Annotated in this window: 15 protein-coding genes; 10 read left to right on the forward strand and 5 right to left on the reverse strand. The window is 74.2% G+C overall.

Annotated features, from left to right (window positions below):
- Positions 1-23 precede the first annotated feature (23 nt).
- The 4 genes from GA0074692_RS08180 to GA0074692_RS08195 all read right to left on the reverse strand — a co-directional run bounded on the left by GA0074692_RS08180 (position 24) and on the right by GA0074692_RS08195 (position 4,805).
- Positions 24-1,223, reverse strand: a complete 1,200-nt coding sequence (locus GA0074692_RS08180) for a cytochrome P450 (RefSeq protein ID WP_091641191.1) — start codon at positions 1,221-1,223, stop codon at positions 24-26.
- 96 nt (positions 1,224-1,319) lie between these two features.
- Complete coding sequence (locus GA0074692_RS08185; protein ID WP_091641194.1) at positions 1,320-1,895, reverse strand: DUF5825 family protein; 576 nt, start codon at positions 1,893-1,895, stop codon at positions 1,320-1,322.
- Between the two features lie 2 nt (positions 1,896-1,897).
- Positions 1,898-3,742, reverse strand: coding sequence for a RiPP maturation radical SAM C-methyltransferase (locus GA0074692_RS08190; protein WP_091641197.1), 1,845 nt, complete (start codon positions 3,740-3,742; stop codon positions 1,898-1,900).
- Positions 3,743-4,046: 304 nt separating this feature from the next.
- The gene (locus tag GA0074692_RS08195; RefSeq protein WP_091641202.1) at positions 4,047-4,805 is read right to left on the reverse strand and encodes a ferritin-like domain-containing protein; all 759 of its coding nucleotides are present in this window, start codon (positions 4,803-4,805) and stop codon (positions 4,047-4,049) included.
- Positions 4,806-5,168: 363 nt separating this feature from the next.
- On the opposite strand from GA0074692_RS08195, the gene GA0074692_RS08200 reads away from it, so the two are divergent.
- Both GA0074692_RS08200 and GA0074692_RS08205 read left to right on the forward strand, forming a co-directional pair.
- Positions 5,169-8,096 (forward strand): ATP-binding protein, encoded by a 2,928-nt coding sequence (locus GA0074692_RS08200; RefSeq protein WP_091641206.1) that lies wholly within the window; start codon positions 5,169-5,171, stop codon positions 8,094-8,096.
- A gap of 27 nt (positions 8,097-8,123) precedes the next feature.
- Complete coding sequence (locus GA0074692_RS08205; RefSeq protein ID WP_091641211.1) at positions 8,124-9,542, forward strand: RtcB family protein; 1,419 nt, start codon at positions 8,124-8,126, stop codon at positions 9,540-9,542.
- Positions 9,543-9,600: 58 nt separating this feature from the next.
- On the opposite strand, the gene GA0074692_RS08210 is transcribed toward GA0074692_RS08205, so the two are convergent.
- A complete protein-coding gene (locus tag GA0074692_RS08210) occupies positions 9,601-10,029 on the reverse strand; it encodes an archease (RefSeq protein ID WP_091641213.1) in 429 nt (142 codons plus the stop codon).
- A 111-nt stretch (positions 10,030-10,140) separates the two neighbouring features.
- Here GA0074692_RS08210 and GA0074692_RS08215 point away from each other — a divergent pair, with 111 nt between their 5' ends.
- The 8 genes from GA0074692_RS08215 to GA0074692_RS08250 all read left to right on the forward strand — a co-directional run bounded on the left by GA0074692_RS08215 (position 10,141) and on the right by GA0074692_RS08250 (position 18,329).
- Entirely contained in the window at positions 10,141-10,746 is a 606-nt protein-coding gene (locus GA0074692_RS08215; RefSeq protein ID WP_091641217.1) for an MBL fold metallo-hydrolase, read from the forward strand.
- A gap of 115 nt (positions 10,747-10,861) precedes the next feature.
- Positions 10,862-12,349: a flavin-containing monooxygenase gene (locus GA0074692_RS08220; RefSeq protein ID WP_091641221.1), complete on the forward strand. Its 1,488-nt coding sequence runs from the start codon at positions 10,862-10,864 to the stop codon at positions 12,347-12,349.
- Positions 12,342-13,196, forward strand: coding sequence for an SDR family NAD(P)-dependent oxidoreductase (locus GA0074692_RS08225; RefSeq protein WP_091641224.1), 855 nt, complete (start codon positions 12,342-12,344; stop codon positions 13,194-13,196). The genes GA0074692_RS08220 and GA0074692_RS08225 overlap by 8 nt, the downstream gene beginning before the upstream one ends.
- Positions 13,193-14,026 carry an alpha/beta fold hydrolase gene (locus GA0074692_RS08230; RefSeq protein ID WP_091641229.1) on the forward strand — a complete coding sequence of 278 codons (834 nt, stop codon included), beginning with the start codon at positions 13,193-13,195 and terminating at the stop codon, positions 14,024-14,026. The genes GA0074692_RS08225 and GA0074692_RS08230 overlap by 4 nt, the downstream gene beginning before the upstream one ends.
- Positions 14,027-14,188: 162 nt before the next feature.
- Complete coding sequence (locus GA0074692_RS08235) at positions 14,189-15,274, forward strand: S-(hydroxymethyl)mycothiol dehydrogenase (protein ID WP_091641233.1); 1,086 nt, start codon at positions 14,189-14,191, stop codon at positions 15,272-15,274.
- Positions 15,274-15,903: an MBL fold metallo-hydrolase gene (locus GA0074692_RS08240; protein ID WP_091641236.1), complete on the forward strand. Its 630-nt coding sequence runs from the start codon at positions 15,274-15,276 to the stop codon at positions 15,901-15,903. Before GA0074692_RS08235 ends, GA0074692_RS08240 begins: the two co-directional genes overlap by 1 nt.
- Before the next feature lie 291 nt (positions 15,904-16,194).
- Complete coding sequence (locus GA0074692_RS08245; RefSeq protein ID WP_245730231.1) at positions 16,195-17,319, forward strand: DUF3626 domain-containing protein; 1,125 nt, start codon at positions 16,195-16,197, stop codon at positions 17,317-17,319.
- Positions 17,320-17,588: 269 nt separating this feature from the next.
- Positions 17,589-18,329 carry a hypothetical protein gene (locus GA0074692_RS08250; protein WP_091641242.1) on the forward strand — a complete coding sequence of 247 codons (741 nt, stop codon included), beginning with the start codon at positions 17,589-17,591 and terminating at the stop codon, positions 18,327-18,329.
- The last annotated feature ends 18 nt before the right edge of the window (positions 18,330-18,347 follow it).

Consider the following 18,347-nt stretch of genomic DNA (forward strand, 5'->3'; position numbering starts at 1 on the left):
ACCTCCCGAGGTGGTGGACCCGGTCACCAGGTGACCGGCAGCTCGCGGGGTCCACGCAGGACGGTGCCGGCCTTCCAGGACACGCTACCGGGCGGCACGGCCAACCTGAGGGTCGGCACCCGTTCCCGCAGGGCGGCCAGCGCCTCGTGTAGCTCCATCGTGGCGAGTCGGGCGCCCAGGCAGCGGTGCGGTCCCCAACCGAAGGCCAGGTGGGGTTCTGGGTCCCGGTCCAGCCGGAAGGTGTCGGCCTCCGGGAACGCCTCCTCGTCCCGGTTGCCCGAGATGGTGGAGACGAAGACCGCCTCGCCCGCGCGGACGGTCACCCCGTCGAACTCGACGTCCTCGAGCGCTACCCGGGACAGCCCGGTGCCGCCGTTGAGGGGCACGAACCGCAGTAGCTCCTCGACCGTGGTGGCCATCCGGTCCGGCTCGGTGACCAGGTCCTCCCAGAGCCCGGGACGGGTCAGCAGCAGGTACGTCGAGCTGGCGATGTGGCTGGCGGTGGTCTCGAACCCGGCGGCCAGCAGGGTCACCCCGAAGGCGAGCAACTCCTGCTCCGTCAGGCGACTGCCATCGTCGCGGGCCGAGACCAGGGCGCTGAGCAGATCGTCGGTCGGCTGCTCACGGCGCTGCCGGATGAGGTCCCGCAGGTAGGCCTCCAGCGCGTCGACCACCGCCCGGAACTCCTCCGCCGTGATCTTCCGCAGCGCGAGCAGGGACTCGGTCCACCGGCGGAACTCGGTCTGGTCGGCGAGCGGCACACCCAGCGTCCGACAGATCACGGTCATCGGCAGCGGCAGCGCGAGGGCCTGCGTCAGGTCCGTCGGCGGCCCCTGCCGGAGCATGTCGTCGATCAGTCCGTGGGCCACCTCGCGCACGTACGGCCGTAGCCCGTCGATGCGCCGTTCGGTGAACGCCACCGCCACCAGCCGGCGCAGCCGTCCGTGTTCCGGCCGGTCGACGTCCATGATGGTGCTGACGAAGGGCGGGTCCGGGGTCTGCCGGGGCACGTCCGGCGCCATCGCCGCCGCCCGGCTGAACCGGGGGTCCGTCATCACCTTGCGGACGTCGCGGTAGCCGGTGGCCAGCCACGCCTCGCCGGCGTACGGCAGCCGGACCCGGATCAGCGTGCCGCCGCGCCGCGCCGCGTCGAGCTGGGGACTGAGGCCCAGCTCGGCGTAGTCGAGGAACGGATAGTCGGGCGTCTGGTCGGTGGGACGCACCGGGCTGCTCCTTCCGGTTCGCGTGGCATCCGGGTCAACGCCGTCACGCCCGGTCCGTCAGGTGCCGGACGCGGGTCGGCGGGACGCGGCGGGCGGTCAGATGGCCAGGTACGGCACCGGCCAGTGGCGCAGCCGGTAGGGCAGGACCAACAGCCGTTGCCCGGCCCGGAGCAGCAGCCCCGCCTCGGCAACGGTGTCGACCAGGTCCTGGGCGTCCGGGGCCAGCTCGGCCAGGGTGCGCGCCTCGGCCATGGCGAGGAAGTGGTCGGCGCCCTCGTCGATGGTGAGCCGGGCGTCCTCGCTCTCCGGCCGGACGTCCTTGATCGAGACGAAGCCGGGACCGCGCCGGTAGAAGAAACTGCCGTACCGGTATCCGGCGGTCCACGCCGTGGCGTGGGCGGCGCTGTCCGCGTCCACCCCGCCGGAGGGGGCCACCAGGTGCACGTGGGTGTGCAGCGGGAAGCACGGCAGGCCGGCGAGCCGCCAGCGCAGCCGTACCGCGTGGCTGGTGACGTCGCGCAGGTAGCGCAGCAGCTCCAGGTCCTCGGCCGGGGAGCGGCCGAAGTGGAGCACGGTGTCCGCGTCCACCGTGCGGTAGGTGAGCTCCGGCGTGATCGGCGGGAGGTCCAGGGCCGTGACCGCGTCGGTGTCGGGCGGGTTCGTCGTCGGCATGGTCATCCCACCTTGATCGGAATGGCGTTGGTGGCGAGGCCGATCCACTGTCCGTTCTCGACGAAGACCAGGCCCTGCGCGGCGAATCCGGACAGGATCTCGCGCACCTCCGCCTGGTCGACGGCGAAGCCGGCGGTGGTGACCTCCCGGTGCAGCGCGGGCAGGGTCCGGCCGGGCTCGGCCGCCCGGTACACCGCCCGGTGCAGCGGGTCGGTGACCCGGTGGTCGGTGACCGGCCACCCCACCCGGCGGTCCTCGAAGACAGTCGCGTCCGGTTCCTCGATCCGGACCAGCGTGCTGTCCGGATATCCGGCGTTCCACGCGTCCAGCAGGTCCCGCAGGCGCTTCGCCTCGCCCTCGGAGATGCCGGCCGGGTCGGTGTCGAAGAGGTAGACCATGTCGTGCACGTCCGCCTCGGGCAGGGCGTACACGTGCCGGTACGCCTGCGCGGTGCGTCGGTTCGGGAAGCCCAGCGCGGGATTCTCGAAGTAGGGGCTGAACCGCTCCAGCAGGATCCGGGACGCCCCGGCCGGCGGTTGCAGGTGCATCAGCGCCGGGATCTGGCGCAGCACCGGCTCGTAGTCCTCGACGCGCTCCTCCGGGAAGCCGTAGAGCCAGTTCCAGGTGACGGTAAGGCCGGCGGACTCGCAGTCGCGCAGGGTGCGGACGTTGCGTGTCCCGGCCACGCCCTTGTCCATGATCTTGAGGACCGGAGACACCAGGCTCTCGATACCGGGCTGGACGTGACTGACCCGGGCGGCCCGGAAGGTCTCGATCTCGGCCGGCTTCAGGTTGGACTTCACCTCGTAGTGCAGCCGCAGGTCCCAGTCGAGTTCGGTCAGCCGGGGCAGCACGGTGGTGAAGAAGCTGTTCGCGATGATGTTGTCGACCATGATCAGGTCGAGGGTGTGGTGCCGGCGGGTCAGCTCGCCGATCTCCTGGATCACCGCATCCGGGTCCTTGGCCCGGAAGGCCATCAGCGTGCCGTTGAGTCCGCAGAAGGTGCAGTGGTGCTTCTCACCCCACCAGCAGCCCCGGGCGGTCTCCAGCACGAGCTTCGGCTCGATGTGGGCGTTGACCGGGGAGACCTCCATCCGGGTGAACCAGTCGTCGAAGTCGGGGACGGGCACCTGCGCCATCGGCAGCGGCGACGCTTGCGGGTTCTGGTGCGCCACCCCGGCGTCGTCGCGCCAGCACAGTCCGGGCACGGTGCGCAGGGTGTCCGGCGTGGCGCCGTCGGCGAGGACGCGCAGCAGCGCCGGAAACGTCTTCTCTCCCTCGCCCCGCAGCACGAGGTCGACGAAGGGGTAGTTGCGGTGCAGCGCCACGCCCATCGGCCCGTCGCAGTTGCCGCCGCCGAAGATGATCGTCACGTCCGGTCGGCGGGCCTTGATCCGCTGCGCCACGGCCAGGCTCGGCACGTTCTGCATGAAGGTGGTGCTGAAACCGACCACCCGGGGGTGTCGCGCCAGCACCTCGTCGGTCACCAGCTCGACGAAGTCGTCGGCGTGCTCCCGCATCCGGCTCACCGGTCCGACGTCCAGGCCCCGTTCCGCCGCGTACGCCCGCAGCGTCTCCACCCCGAAGTCGGGATCGTCGTGCAGGGCGCCGGTGAAGACCCAGTCGCCCAGCCCGTCGAAGAGGCCCTCCTCGGCGACCGCCGTGTACTCCCGGGGGCCCAGCTCCTCGCCGGTGCGGGTCATCAGGAACTCCGCCCAGCGGAGGTTCGCGTGGTACGTCTCCGGGGTGGGCAGGCCGGCCCGGGTCACCGCGGCGCGGAGCAGGCCGAGCGGCAGCGAGGGTGACTCCAGGGACTGCCACGGCATCGCGACGAGGCAAACGGACACGTCATCGTCTCCTTTCTCGGGCCGGTCCGGGTGGGCCCGGGTGGGCCGGCTTCCACCCGGGCCACTCGGTCACTTCTGGGTCTGGGGCCGGTTCAGCGGCACCAGGTACTTGCAGACGCCGTGGGTCGGCGCCTTCACCTTGACGACAGTGATCTTCATCGGAATCACCTCCTCTCCCTGGGACGACAGCAACATCAGCGGGCGGTGGGGGCCGGACGGGCCCCGTCCCGCCGCGCGAGAACGCAGTGCTGGGAGACGCCGTGGGTCGACGCCTTCACCTTGACGACGGTGATCTTCATTCGGATCACCTCCCTTCCTGGAAATCGATGTGGATGCCGGCGGCGGCGAGCCGGGCCCGGTGCCGCCGGTGGAACCAGGCCTGAACGCTCGCGGGCTCCCGGCCGGTGTGGGTGGCCAGGGCGACCGCGACCTCGTTCAGGCCGGTCAGTCCGATGCCGATGTCGTGCCACTCCTGGGCGTGTTCCGCCCACTCCTCGCGTCCCCGGGGGGTGCGGGTCTCCCGGGCCAGGAAGTTCAGGCCGATCGCGATGTGTCGGATCTCGTCGCGGCGGACGTGGTGGTACAGCCGTCCCAGCGGGTCGCCGGCGAAGACCTCGCCGAGCAGGATGAACTCGTCGGCCGCCAGCCCTTCCAGCATGGTGTGCACCAGCGCCCGACCCATGTACGGCAGGCTGGTCAGCCCGTCGTCGAGGGGCTGCATCGTCTCCTGGGCGTCGGCCGGCTCACCGCCGACCAGCTTGGCGTACCGGTAGAAGGCGTCGGCGTGCCGGGCCTCGTCGGCGGTGGCGAGGGCCAGACTGAACCGCAGCGGCGCGTCCTCGGTCTCGACGGCGAGCGTCGCGGCGGCCACCAGCCCGGCCTGTTCGGCGTAGTAGCCGGCGGAGGCCACCCGCCAGGCGCGCTCGGCGCGTTCCGGGTCGTTGCTGAACTGTCCCTCCTGGAGCACGTCCTCGATCCGCCAGGGGGTCCGGTCCCGGGTGACCTGGAAGATCCGGTACGCCACCTCGTCGGCGTCGAGGTCGTCCGGTCGTAGCAGGGTCATGAGCGCCTCCGTGCGGTGCCGGCCGGATCGTGCGGACCGGCGGCCGGTTGCGACGTCCTGCCGGAGAGCTTCATCGCAAGTCGGGGGCGGGGGCAGGGTAGCCGGCCACCCATATTCCGGCCCCTCCCGCCGAGCGGGTGTCCGGCCGGGTACCGCGGTCGGGTGACCGGACGGCAGGGCACCGGAACCCCTGCTGGTCGGCGTCCCGGTGGTGCTCCGTCCGGTGCGTCCGGCAGGGTGAACAAACTGGGTGGCGACCACGCAAGGTCAGTGTGTGGACACGGTGGGTGGGTGGTCGACTGGGTGGGCGCAAGCCGCGCATGCCCGTGGACCCACGCCAAAATGATTGATATTTTTCTATCCATGCCGGTGGGGGTGACGCGACTGGTGGGCCGCACCGACGAGCTGCGCACCCTGGCCAGGACCCTGACCGCCACCCGCGACGGCGGTGGCCGCGCGGTGTTCCTGGTCGGCGAACCGGGAATCGGCAAGTCCCGGTTGGTCGCCGCGGTCCGGGACCTCGCCGTGGCCGGCGCGACGAGAGTGCTGCACGGCCGGTCCGCCGTGGTCGGTCAGGCCATCCCGTTGCGACCGCTGCGCGCGGCACTGCTCTCGGTGGCCGGTGACCTGCCGCCGGCCGACCTCACCGCGCTGGGACCGTACCGGCCCGCGTTGGCCCGGCTGGTGCCGGACTGGGGCGCTCCGCCCGTCGCCGACCAGCCCCGGGAGCCACCCGACCACGACCTGCTGGTGCTCGCCGAGGGGGTGCTCCGGCTCACCGGGCTGGCCGGTGGCGGCCGGGACTGCCTCCTCGTCCTGGAGGACCTGCACGGCGCCGACGACGCGACCCTGGCCGTGCTGGACTACCTCGTCGACAACGTCGACCGGCAGCCGACCACCCTGCTCGGCACCCTCCGCGCCGAGCCCGGGCCGGCACTGGACCTGGTCCGCGCGGCGGCCCGGCGGGGCGTCTGCCGCCTCGTCGAACTCGGCCGGCTCGGTCCGGACGACCTACGCCAGCTGGCCGGCGCCCACCTGGACACCCACCCCGACGAACTGCCGCAGCCCGCGATCGACCTGCTCTGGGCGGGCAGCGGCGGCAATCCGGGCATCGCCGAGGACGCCCTCGGTGAACTGGTCGACGTCGGCCTGCTGCGGCCCACCCCCGCCGGGTGGCGGATGGCGCGCGAACGCGCCGACGCGCCGGCGGCCCTGCCGATCCTGACCCGCCCGGTCGACCACCTCGACCCGCGTCGACGGGAACTGCTGCTGCTGGGGGCGACCCTGGGCCCGGCCTTCCCGCTCGTCGTGCTGCGCCAGGCCATCGGCCGGCCGGACCGGGAACTCCACGATGACCTGGCCGACGCGACGGTCGCCCGGTTCGTCCGACCGGACGGCCCGACAGCGGACCGGTACCGCTTCGCCCACCCGGTGCTCGGTGCGGCGCTGCTCGCCCGGCTCGATCCGGCCGAGCGACGTGGCCTCGCCCGACGGGTCGCTGAGGCGGTGGCGACCGCCCACCCGGACCTACCTGGTCCGCACTGCCGGACCGCCGCCGACCTGTGGCTCCGGGCCGGCGAACCGGCCACCGCAGGCCGGCTCCTCGCCGAGGCGGGTCGCCGTGCCGTCGACCGGGGCGCCGCCGAGGAAGCGGTCGACCTGCTCGAACGGGCCGTCGAGCTGCTCGCCGACGCCGACGCGGCCCGCCGGGGCGCCGTGCTGGAGACCCTGGTCCACGCGCTGACCGAGGCCGGGGCTGTCGACCGCGCACTCGGTCACGCCGCCGCGCTGGACGAGCTCGCCGACCGGCTCGAACCGGGGCGCCGGGCACGCCTGCACACCGCGCTCGCCTGGGCGGCGACCACCGCCGGTCTGACCGGTGACGCCCGGCGTCACGTCGAACTGGCCCGTACGCTGCTCGGGCCCGAGGCCGCCGAGCGGGACGCCGCCCCGGTCGACGTCGTGGCCGCCCACCTCGCGAACCGGTCCGACCGGTCGGAGGAGACCGTCGGCGTCGAGGCCGCCGCCCGCCGGGCCGAGCGGGTGGGGCGCACCGCCGGACTGCCGGCCGTCGCCTGGCGGGCCGGCCTGCTGCTCGGCGAACTGGCCCGCCCCCGGGACCCGGCCGAGGCCACCGCCCACCTGAACCAGGCCTGGTCGGTCGCGGTGCGGCAGCACGTCCCGCTCTGGGAGATGCATTCCCTGGTGCGGCTCGGTGACGACGACGCGTTGCGCACCGGCGACCTCGACCGGCTGGAACGGGCCCACCGGAGCGCGGCCCGCGCCGGTGCCGTGCACGCCCGCCACGAGGCGGAGACGCGACTTGCCCTGCATGCCCTCCTCCAGGGGCGGTTCGCCGCCGCCGACCTGCTCACCGAGCGGATGCTCGCCGCCGGCACCCGCCGCCGGCTGCCGCGCGCCGCCCGGTACGCCCTGCTGCTCCGCGCCACCGCCGCCGCGCACCAGGGCCGCCACCGCGCGATGACCGACGCGTTGCTCGGGTTCCGCCGGCACGGCGGCGACGCCGCCCGGTACGCCCCCTGGATCCACGGGCTGGCCCGGGTCTTCGCCGCCCTGCTGCGCGAGGACCGGCCCCGGGCGCTGCACGAGTCGCAGCGCGCCGCCCGGACCGACCGGGACCATCCGACGGTCTGCCCGCTCGCCGGCCGGCACGGCCTGGACCTGCTGCTGACGGCGGTGAGCGGAGCTGACACGGCCCCGTCCGCTGGACCGGACCCGACCGGCCGGCTGCGGTGGAACCAGCAGTTCCGGCTCTTCGCCCGGGCGGTGTGGCACGGCCGGGCCGGGCGCGGGGACGAGGCGACGGAGGCGGTGCGCGAGGCGGTGCGGGCCGCCGCGCCGTACCCGGTGGCCCGGCACGTCGGCCTCCGCCTGGTCGGCGAGGCCGCCCTGACCGACGGCTGGGGTGAGCCGGTCGAGTGGCTGCGCACCGCCGAGGAGCACTTCCACCGCACCGGCGTGCCGGCCGTCGCCGCCGCCTGTCGGAGCCTGCTGCGCCGCGCCGGCGACCGCCCTCTCCAGCGTCGGGCCGGGGCCGAGGACATCCCCGTCGGGCTGCGCGCCACCGGAGTCACCCCCCGGGAGTACGAGGTGCTTCTCCTGCTGGCCGGTCGGCTCAGCAACCGGGAGATCGCCGACCGGTTGCACCTGTCCGCCCGCACGGTGGAGAAGCACGTGGCGAGCCTGATCGCCAAGACCGGTCAGCCGGACCGGATCGCGGTGGGTCGGCTCGCCCCGACCGGAGCCCCACCGGGCGCCGCACAGGTGTAGCCCGCGTCCGGAGGGGTAGCCCGGGGCGTGGAACTGGTGGAGGAGTCGCCGTACCGGTTCCGGATCGACCAGCACGGTGCGATGCGGGTGCCCGGGGTGGTCTTCGCCGCGCGGGCGCTCCTGCCCGACCTGGGCGAGGACCGGTCGCTGGAGCAGGTGGCGAACGTCGCCACCCTGCCCGGCATCGTCGGCGCCGCCTACGCCATGCCCGACGTGCACTGGGGCTACGGCTTCCCGATCGGGGGCGTCGCCGCCACCGACGTGGCCGCCGGCGGAGTGGTCTCCCCGGGCGGGGTGGGCTTCGACATCTCCTGCGGGGTACGGCTGCTCGCCGCCGACCTCTCCCGCGACGACTTTCCCCGGCTGCGGGACGCCCTGCTGGACGGCCTGGACACGGCGATCCCCCGGGGCATGGGCCGGGGCGCGGTGTGGCACCTCGCCGACCGCGCCGAACTGGACGCCGTGCTGCGCGGCGGTTCCCGGTACGCCGTCGAGCGGGGCCACGGCGTCGGGGCCGACCTGGACCGCTGCGAGGACGGCGGCGCGGTCGACGACGCCGACCCGGCCCAGGTCAGCGACCGGGCGGTGCAGCGGGGACAGGGGCAGGTGGGCAGCCTCGGCTCCGGCAACCACTTCCTCGAGGTGCAGGCCGTCGACGAGGTGTACGACGAGCCGGTGGCCACGGCCTTCGGGCTGCGGGCCGGACAGGTCTGCGTGATGGTGCACAGCGGCTCACGGGGGCTGGGTCACCAGGTCTGCACCGACCACGTCCGGGCGATGGAACGGGTCATGCCCCGCTACGGCATCGAGGTGCCGGACCGGCAGTTGGCCTGCGCCCCGGTCGACTCCCCGGCGGGTCGGGCGTACCTGGGCGCGATGGCCGCCGCCGCCAACTACGCCCGGGCGAACCGGCAACTGCTCGCCGAGGCCGCCCGCCGCGTCTTCGCCCGGGTCGCCGGCGCCCGCCTCGACCTGGTCTACGACGTGTCGCACAACCTCGCCAAGATCGAGACTCATCCGGTCGACGGGGCGACCCGCCGGGTCTGCGTGCACCGGAAGGGGGCCACCCGGGCGTTTCCCCCGGGGCACCCCGACCTCCCCGCCGACCTGCGCCCGGTGGGGCAGCCGGTGCTGATCCCCGGCTCGATGGGGACCTCCTCGTACGTGCTGACCGGGGTGGCCGGCGCACCGGCGTTCGCCTCCACCTGCCACGGCGCGGGTCGGGTCCGCAGCCGGAAGGAGGCCACCCGGACCGTCCGGGGACAGGACCTGCGCCACGAGTTGGCGGCCCGGGGCGTCGCGGTGCGGGGCGCGTCCTGGCGGGGGCTGGCCGAGGAGATGCCGGAGGCGTACAAGGACGTCACGGCGGTGGTCGCCGCGGCCGAGGGCGCTGGACTGTGCCGTCGGGTGGCCCGGCTGGTGCCGCTCGGCGTGGTCAAGGGCTGAGTCGCCCGCCGCCACCCCGGCAACCGGCCGGCGGGCGCGGGCCGGGCCACCCGGCAGGTCAGACGTCCAGGGTCACCGCGCAGGACCAGCCCGTCGCGTCCCGGCCGAACCGCAGGCCGTGCAGGGCCACCGCCTTCGGCACCGCGCCGACCGCCTCCACCGCGTCCGTGCCGGTCGTGCGCCACCGCACCCGCAGGCCACCGTCGGAGGTGCCGGTCACCTCGGTCGCCACCGGCAGCGTCCCCTCGGTCTCCAACCGGAAGACCACCTCGTCGAGGACGGCCACCAGCAGGTCCTCGTCGCGGCCCGCCGGCACGTCGAACCCGGCTGTCCCGGTCGGCGTGAGCCCGCCGGTGTCGGCGAAACTCGCCACCACGGCGGTCACCGCCTCGGCCAGGCACTCCGCCCGGCTCGGCGCCCACGCCTCCACCCGGACGTCGGCGGTGTGCGGCACCCGCCGGTGTCCCCGCGCCGGTCGTCGGTCCATGCCCCGATCATGCCCGCTCGCCCGCCCCGCGTGGCCCACTCGCCCGTACCGCCGGAGAGGCCGGCACCCGCCGGTACGCCGGCTCCGGGCGGAGCCGCGTACGGTGCGCGGGTGCGGATCATCAAGTTCACCCACGCCTGCGTCCGTATCGAGCACGAGGGGCGGGTGCTGGTCCTCGACCCGGGCACCTGGAGCGAACCGCGAGCCCTGGCCGGCGCGGACGCCGTCCTGGTCACCCACGAGCACACCGACCACGTCGACGTGTTGCGCCTGCTCGGGCTGGGCGTCCCGGTGTACCTGCCGGCGGAGGCCCGACTGGACGGCCTCGCCGCGCTGCCGGTGACCCGGGTCCGTGCCGGGGAACGTTTCACCGCCGCCGGCTTCACCGTGCGCGCCGTCGGCGGCCGGCACGCCACCATCCACGACGGACAACCCGACTGCGCCAACCTCGGCTACCTCGTCGACGACCGCCTCTACCACCCCGGCGACTCGCTGCACCGGCCGGACGCCCCGGTGGAGACCCTGCTCGTGCCGGCGCAGGCGTCCTGGCTGAAACTGACCGAGGCGATCGACTTCGCCCGCGCGGTGGACCCGGCGCGGGTCTTCCCGATCCACGACGCCCAGCTCAACGAGCGCGGCATGGCCAGCGTCAACGGTTGGTTCGGCGAGGCCCTGGGCGGACGCTACCGCTACCTCGCACCCGGCGAGACCGCCTGACCGTGCGGTGACCGGGCCCGCTGGCCCGGCGTTGACCCGGCCCGCCCCCGCTGACTACTGTCCGGTAGTGCCGGTCCGTGGGTCGGCGGTCACGCGGCGTGAGAACGGAGCGGGCATGGCAGTGGACCACGTCGACGTGCTCATCGTCGGTGCCGGTCTCTCCGGGATCGGCGCCGCCTGCCACCTGCGTCGTGCCTTCCCCGCCAGGACCATGGCGATCCTCGAGGGTCGGGACGCCATCGGCGGCACCTGGGACCTCTTCCGCTATCCGGGCGTCCGGTCCGACTCCGACATGTTCACCCTCGGCTACTCGTTCCGTCCCTGGGCCGCCCCGAAGGCCATCGCCGACGGTGCGTCGATCCGCCGCTACGTCCGGGAGACCGCCGAGGAGTACGGCGTCGACGCGCTGATCCGGTTCCGGCACCGGGTGGTGGCCGCCGAGTGGTCGAGCGCCGACGCCCGCTGGACGGTCCGCGCGCAGCGGACCGACACCGCCGAGACGGTGACGTTCACCTGCGGCTTTCTCTACGTCTGCACCGGCTACTACCGCTACGACGAGGGCTGGAGCCCGCGCTTCCCGGGGGCCGACCGGTTCGCCGGCCGGATCGTGCACCCCCAGCACTGGCCCGACGACCTCGACCACACCGGGCGTCGGGTGGTGGTGATCGGCAGCGGCGCGACCGCGGTCACCCTCGTGCCGGCGCTGGCCGACCGGGCCGCCCACGTCACCATGCTGCAACGCTCACCCGGTTACGTGGTCTCCCTGCCGTCCCGGGACCGGCTCGCCGACGCGCTGCGCCGCCGGCTGCCCGCCCACCTTGCCCACACGCTGGTGCGCGGGAAGAACGTCCTGGTCACCATGGCGATGTTCCAGTTCAGCCGCCGCGCTCCCCGGCTGGCCCGGTCCCTGCTGCGGCGCGGCGTGCGCCGGCAGCTACCCGCCGACTACGACGTCGACCGGCACTTCTCACCCCGGTACGACCCCTGGGACCAGCGGCTCTGCGTGGTCCCCGACGGCGACCTGTTCGCCGCCGTCCGGCAGGGGCGGGCCGAGGTGGTCACCGACACCGTCGAGACCTTCACCGAGACGGGCATCCGGCTGACCTCCGGGCGGGACCTGCCCGCCGACGTGATCGTCACCGCCACCGGCCTGAACCTGCTCGCCCTCGGGGGCATCGAGCTGACCGTCGACGGCGACCGGGTCGACCCGGCCCGCACCGTCGCCTACAAGGGCATGATGCTCTCCGGCGTGCCGAACCTCGCGATGACCCTCGGCTACACGAACGCCTCGTGGACCCTGCGGGCCGACCTCGTCGCCGGGTACGTCTGCCGGCTGCTGCGCCACCTGGACCGGCACGGCCACCAGATCTGCACCCCGCTCGCCCCGGACACCGACCGGCTGGCCCCGATCATCGACCTGCGCGCCGGCTACGTGCTGCGCAGCGTCGACGCGCTGCCCAAGCAGGGCCCGACCGCGCCCTGGCGGCTGCGCCAGAACTATCCCCGGGACGCGCTGACGATGCGACACGGCCCGGTCGACGACGGCGTACGGTTCTCCCGGGCCGCCTCTCCTCTCCCCGCGAACGGAGCGTCCCGTGCGTGACCTCGTCTACCCCGACGGCACCGCCGTGCTCACCGGCGCGGCCAGCGGCATCGGCGAGGCGCTGGCCCACGGCCTGGCCCGCCGGGGCAGCCACCTGGTCCTGCTCGACCGGGACGCCGAGCGACTCGACGCGGTCGTCGCCGCGCTGCGGGCCGCGCACCCCGGCCGGCGGGTCGACAGCCACCTCGTCGACCTGGCCGACGCCGAGGCCACCGCGCGGGTCGTCGAGGCGGTACGCGCCGCGCACCCACGTATCCGGCTGGTGGTCAACAACGCCGGGGTCGCCCTGGGTGGCCGGTTCGACCAGGTCACCCTCGAGGAGTTCGGCTGGGTCGTCGACATCAACTTCCGCGCCGTGGTGCAGGTGACCCACGCGTTGCTCCCCGCGCTCAAGGCCGAACCCGGCTCGCACCTGGTCAACGTCTCCAGCCTCTTCGGCCTGATCGCCCCGCCGGGCCAGGCCGCCTACGCGGCCAGCAAGTTCGCCGTCCGGGGGTTCACCGAGGCGCTGCGGCACGAACTCGCCGCCGACGGTGTCGGGGTCACCTGCGTACACCCGGGCGGCATCCGCACCCGCATTGCCCAGAGCGCCCGGGTGGGCAGCGGCGTCGACCCCGACGAGTACGAGACCAGCCGCCGTAAGTTCGAGAAGCTGCTCACCATCGACCCGGCCCGCGCCGCCGACACCATCCTCGACGGCGTACGTCGCCGCCGGGGCAGGGTGCTGATCGGCTGGTCGGCCACCCTGCCCGACCTGGTCGCCCGGCTGCTGCCCGGCTCGTACGGCCGGCTGCTCGCCCTCGGCGCCCGGCGCCGGCCCGCCGTCTCCCCACAGGAGGGGATGTGACCGCCACCTGGCTCACCGTCAACGGCCGCCGGGTCCGCTACCGGGTCGACGGGGACGGACCGCCGGTGCTCCTGCTGCACGGCCTCGGCCGCAGCCTGGAGGACTGGACCGAACAGCACGACCTGCTGCGTGACCGGTTCCGGGTGTACTCCCTCGACCTGCCCGGCTCCGGCCGTAGCGCGCCACTGGACGTTCCGCACACCCTGCCCGCGCTCGCCGACGCGGTGGCCCGGTTCTGCGACGAGGTCGGGATCACCGCCCCGGCGCATGTCGCCGGCAACTCCCTCGGCGGGGCCGTCGCCATGCAACTCGCCGTCCGTCACCCGGCCCGGGTGGCGAGCCTGGTGCTGGTCAACAGCGCCGGCTTCGGCCGGGAGGTGACCCCCGCGCTGCGGATCCTGGCGATCCGGCCGCTCGCGCGGATCCTGCTGCGACCCAGCCGGTTCGCCGCCCGCCGGACCACCCGGTCGGTGTTCCACGACCCCGCGCTCGTCACCGAGGCCCGGATCGCGCACGCCCTCGCCCTGGCCCGCGAACCGCACGCGGCCCGGGTGATGCTGGAGACCCTGCGCGACCTCGGCGGCCTGCGCGGCGTCCACCCGCAGTGGCGGACCGCCCTGCTCGACGCGGTGGCCGCGCTGCCGGTGCCTGTCCTGGTCACCTGGGGCGACCACGATCTGATCCTCCCGGCCAGCCACCTCGCGGCGGCCCGTACCCGGCTGCCGCACGCCCGTACCCACCTCTTCGCCGGCTGCGGCCACCTGCCGCAGGTGGAGCACGCCGAGAAGTTCAGCCAACTGGTCACCGACTTCTGGGCCACTCCGGGCTGACCGACGGCGGGACGCCCCACGGCCGGCCGGTGCCCAGACTCCGCCGGCCGGGAGACTGTCCCCGCTGCTGGGACCAGGGCGGTGCGACCGGAGTAGGTTGCGAGGTGAACATGATCGACGGACCCGTGGCGCGGCGGCGCGGCGGAGAACGAGGGGGAAAGCGTGAGCCAGGAAGTCCGGGGAGTGATCTCCCGGCGCAAGGGAGCACCGGTCGAGGTCGCCACGATCGTGCTGCCGGATCCGGGGCCGGGCGAGGCCATCGTCCGCGTGCAGTCCTGCGGGGTGTGCCACACCGACCTGCACTACCGGGAGGGCGGCATCAGCGACGACTATCCGTTCCTGCTCGGCCACGAGGCCGCCGGCATCGTCGAACAGGTGGGGGAGGGGGTCACCGGGGTCGCCCCGGGTGACTTCGTGGTGCTCAACTGGCGGGCGGTCTGCGGTGACTGCCGCGCCTGTCGCCGAGGCCGGCCGTGGTACTGCTTCAACACCCACAACGCCGCCCAGAAGATGACCCTGACCGACGGCACGGAACTCAGCCCGGCGCTGGGTATCGGCGCGTTCGCCGAGAAGACGCTGGTCCACGCCGGGCAGTGCACCAAGGTCGACCCGGCGGCCCGGCCCGCCGCCGTGGGCCTGCTCGGCTGCGGCGTCATGGCCGGGCTCGGCGCGGCCATGAACACCGGTGGTGTCGGCCGGGGCGACTCGGTGGCGGTGATCGGCTGCGGCGGCGTCGGGGACGCCGCGATCGCCGGGGCCACGCTGGCCGGCGCGACCACGATCATCGCGGTCGACCGGGACCCCCGTAAGCTCGACTGGGCCCGCAAGTTCGGCGCCACGCACACCGTCGACGCCACCGCCGAGGACGCCGTCGAGGCGATCCGGGCCGCGACCGGTGGCTTCGGCGCGGACGTGGTGATCGACGCCGTCGGCCGCCCGGAGACCTGGAAGCAGGCCTTCTACGCCCGCGACCTCGCCGGCACGGTCGTGCTGGTCGGGGTGCCCACTCCCGAGATGACCGTCGACCTGCCGCTGCTGGACGTCTTCGGCCGGGGCGGGGCGCTCAAGTCGAGCTGGTACGGCGACTGCCTGCCCAGCCGGGACTTCCCGCTGCTGACCGAGCTCTACCTACAGGGGCGGCTCGACCTCGACGCCTTCGTCACCGAGGAGATCGGCCTGGACCAGGTCGAGGACGCCTTCGGTCGGATGCACGCGGGCGACGTGCTCCGCTCAGTGGTGGTCTTCTGATGCCGGCGCGGGTGGACCACGCCGTCACCAGCGGCACCTTCTCCCTCGACGGCCAGACCTTCGACGTGGACAACAACGTCTGGGTCATCGGTGACGACAGCGAGTGCGTCGTCCTCGACGCCCCGCACGACGTCGAGGCGATCCTGCGGACCGTCGCCGGGCGGCGGGTCCGGGCGATCCTCGCCACGCACGCCCACGACGACCACGTCCGGGTGGCTCCGGAGCTGAGCCGGGCCACCGGCGCGCCGGTGCTGCTGCACCCCGCCGACCGGGTGCTCTGGGACATGGTCCACCCGGACGTGCCGCCCGGCGGCGAGCTGCGCGACGGCGACACGATCGAGGTCGCCGGCACCGCCCTGCACGTGCTGCACACCCCCGGACACAGCCCGGGCGCGTGCAGCTTCCACGCACCCCAGCTCACCGCGGTCTTCACCGGCGACACCCTGTTCGCCGGCGGACCGGGTGCGACCGGTCGCTCGTACAGCGACTTCGGCACGATCATCGAGTCCATCCGGGAGCGGTTGCTGACCCTGCCGCCGGAGACGGCCGTGCACACCGGGCACGGCGACAGCACCAGCATCGGCACCGAGGCCCCGCACCTGGACGAGTGGATCGCCCGGGGCCACTGACCCCATGTCGGTGGCAGGGGCCCGGTCACCCGGAGAGGGTGGCCCGGCCCCGGCCACCACCCCACCCAGCTGTCATCCGCATCGCCCGACCCGAGCCGTCGGGCTGCCACGCGGTCACCCGACCGGCCGCGCTGCCACCCGTGTCACCAGGCCCGACCGGCTGCACTGCTGCCCGCGTCACCCGGCCCGACCGGCTGCGGTGTCACCCCGCCAGCCCACCACGGCAGGACCGGCGGCGGCACCGAGAAACCGGCGGGCGGCACGGGCCGGTCGTCGCGCATACTCCCCGGCATGGATGCGTCCTCCCAGATGGCCGAGGCACCCACCGGTCCGGCGCTGACCCGTGCGCAACGCGCGGCACTGGCGCACGTCCGTGCGGTCGCCCGCCGCGGCCGGCTCGCCGCGCTCGCGTCGATCACCGCCACGCTGGCCGGCTGCGGCGTCCTCCACGACCCGGCCCAGGTGACCGGTGCGATCGCCACCGGCGGTCGACTGACCCTGAACTTCCACCCCGACCGGCTGCTGGCCGACGGTCGGACCGTGGCCGTCGCACTGGCCGAGGAGGGCGTCTACCGCAGCCAGTTCGAGACCGGCATCTCCAACGGTGGGCTGTTCGCGTACCCGGGCGGCGAGCGGGACCGCTGGGAGGAGGTGCTCTTCGGTGGCGCGTACCAGGCCGCCGGGGTACGCCTCGCCGAGCGGCCGGTGTACGGCGGCCTCGACCTGCTCGGGCATCCCGAGGGCACCTGTCCCCGCTTCGGCTCCTGCCACCTGCGGCTGCGTCCCACGGTGCTGGCCCGGGCCACCCTCTGCTTCGGGGACAGCCACCTCGGCCCGACGGTGGTGGGCACCACGGACGTCTTCGAGCCGATGCTCGCCGCGATGCTCCGCGCCACCCAGGAGGTGGGAACCTGTCTCGGCGTCCCCGGGCTGGACGCTGCCACCCTGGTCCGGACCCTGCTCGCCCGCCGGCACGGGGCCGGTTGGACGGCGGGCGAGCCGACCCGGTCCCTCGACGACTACGTCGAGGCGCAGGTCCACGGCGGCGTCCGGTTGGGCCGCGACGTGGAGGCGCTGGTGGCCGACCCGTCCTTCCGGGGCACCGCATGCGGGGCGGTGCTGGCGGATCTCGCCCGCCGCTACGGGTTCCCCCTGTACTGGCACCACGGCTTCGCCCTGCCCGTCGACCGGGTCGACCCGGAGTTCCGGGGGCCGGCGATCCCACCGCTGGCCGCCCGGGTGCTGGCCGAGTTCGGCCGGCCGGGCGCGCGCATCGACGCCGCGCTGATCGGGCGGGCCGCCGCCTCGCTGGTCACCGAACCCGCCCGGTGGGCCGACCGGGGCCCGGCGGCGGACACCCGCCAGCATCTCAAGCAGCTCTGGCACGTCCTCGTCCGGTACGGCGAGGCGTTCTGACCGGTCCGGCTCGTAGGCCTACTGGCCGGTCTGGCTTGTCCGGTACGGCGAGGCCCACTGACCGGTCTGGCCCGGTGTCGGGGAGGTTGTCGGTTTTGCCGGCTGTGAGCCGCTCTGCTGCGACTGTGATCGGCCGCGCACCCCGCCGGGCCGGCGACATTTCCGGAATGCCCGACAGGGCAACCTGGTTGTGTACCCCGTACCTTCGGAGTCAAAACCCCGGCCGGTACAGCAGCGACCCCCGTCCACCGATCGAAAGGGCAACCATCGTGAAGTCGCACTTCACTCGATGGCTCCCCGCCATCGCGAAGACCTCGTACCGCAGGACCGCCCTCAGCGTCGCCGGGGTGGCCGCGCTGGGTGCCCTGGCGGCCAGCCCGGCCGTGCACGCCAACCCGCTCGCCGGCGAGCCGCACCCCGACGCGGTGGCCGCGATCGACCTGGCCACCGGCAAGAACCGCGCCCCGAATGACAAGGCCGACACCACCGGGGCCGACAGTGCTCAGGCCGATTCTGCCGAGGCGCCCCCCTCGGACACCGGGACGGACTCGGACACCCGGACCGAGCAGCCCACCACCGACCGGCTCGTCCCGTACGGCACGCAGGGCGCCCAGTCCCGCGTCCCGCTCGACGACGCGCAACTGGCCAACGCCAAGGCCATCGTCAAGGCGGCCAAGAAGACCGGCGTCGGTGAACGGGGTGCCGTGATCGGCGTGGCCACCGCGCTGCAGGAGTCCAAGCTCTACAACCTGGGCCACCTCGGCGCGGTCAACGACCACGACTCCGAGGGCCTGTTCCAGCAGCGCCCGTCGAGCGGTTGGGGCACGTCCGAGCAGGTCACCAACCCCGACTACGCATCGAGCGCGTTCTTCCGGGCGCTCAAGAACGTCCCCGGTTGGCAGGGCGCCCCGCTGACCGTGGCCGCGCAGAACGTGCAGGTCTCGGCCTACCCGTTCGCGTACGCGCAGTGGGAGGAGCAGGCCGCGGAGATCGTCCAGCAGGTGTGGTGACCCCAGCCACCCCCGGTC

The organism is Micromonospora pallida, from assembly GCF_900090325.1.
GTDB classification, from domain to species: domain Bacteria; phylum Actinomycetota; class Actinomycetes; order Mycobacteriales; family Micromonosporaceae; genus Micromonospora; species Micromonospora pallida.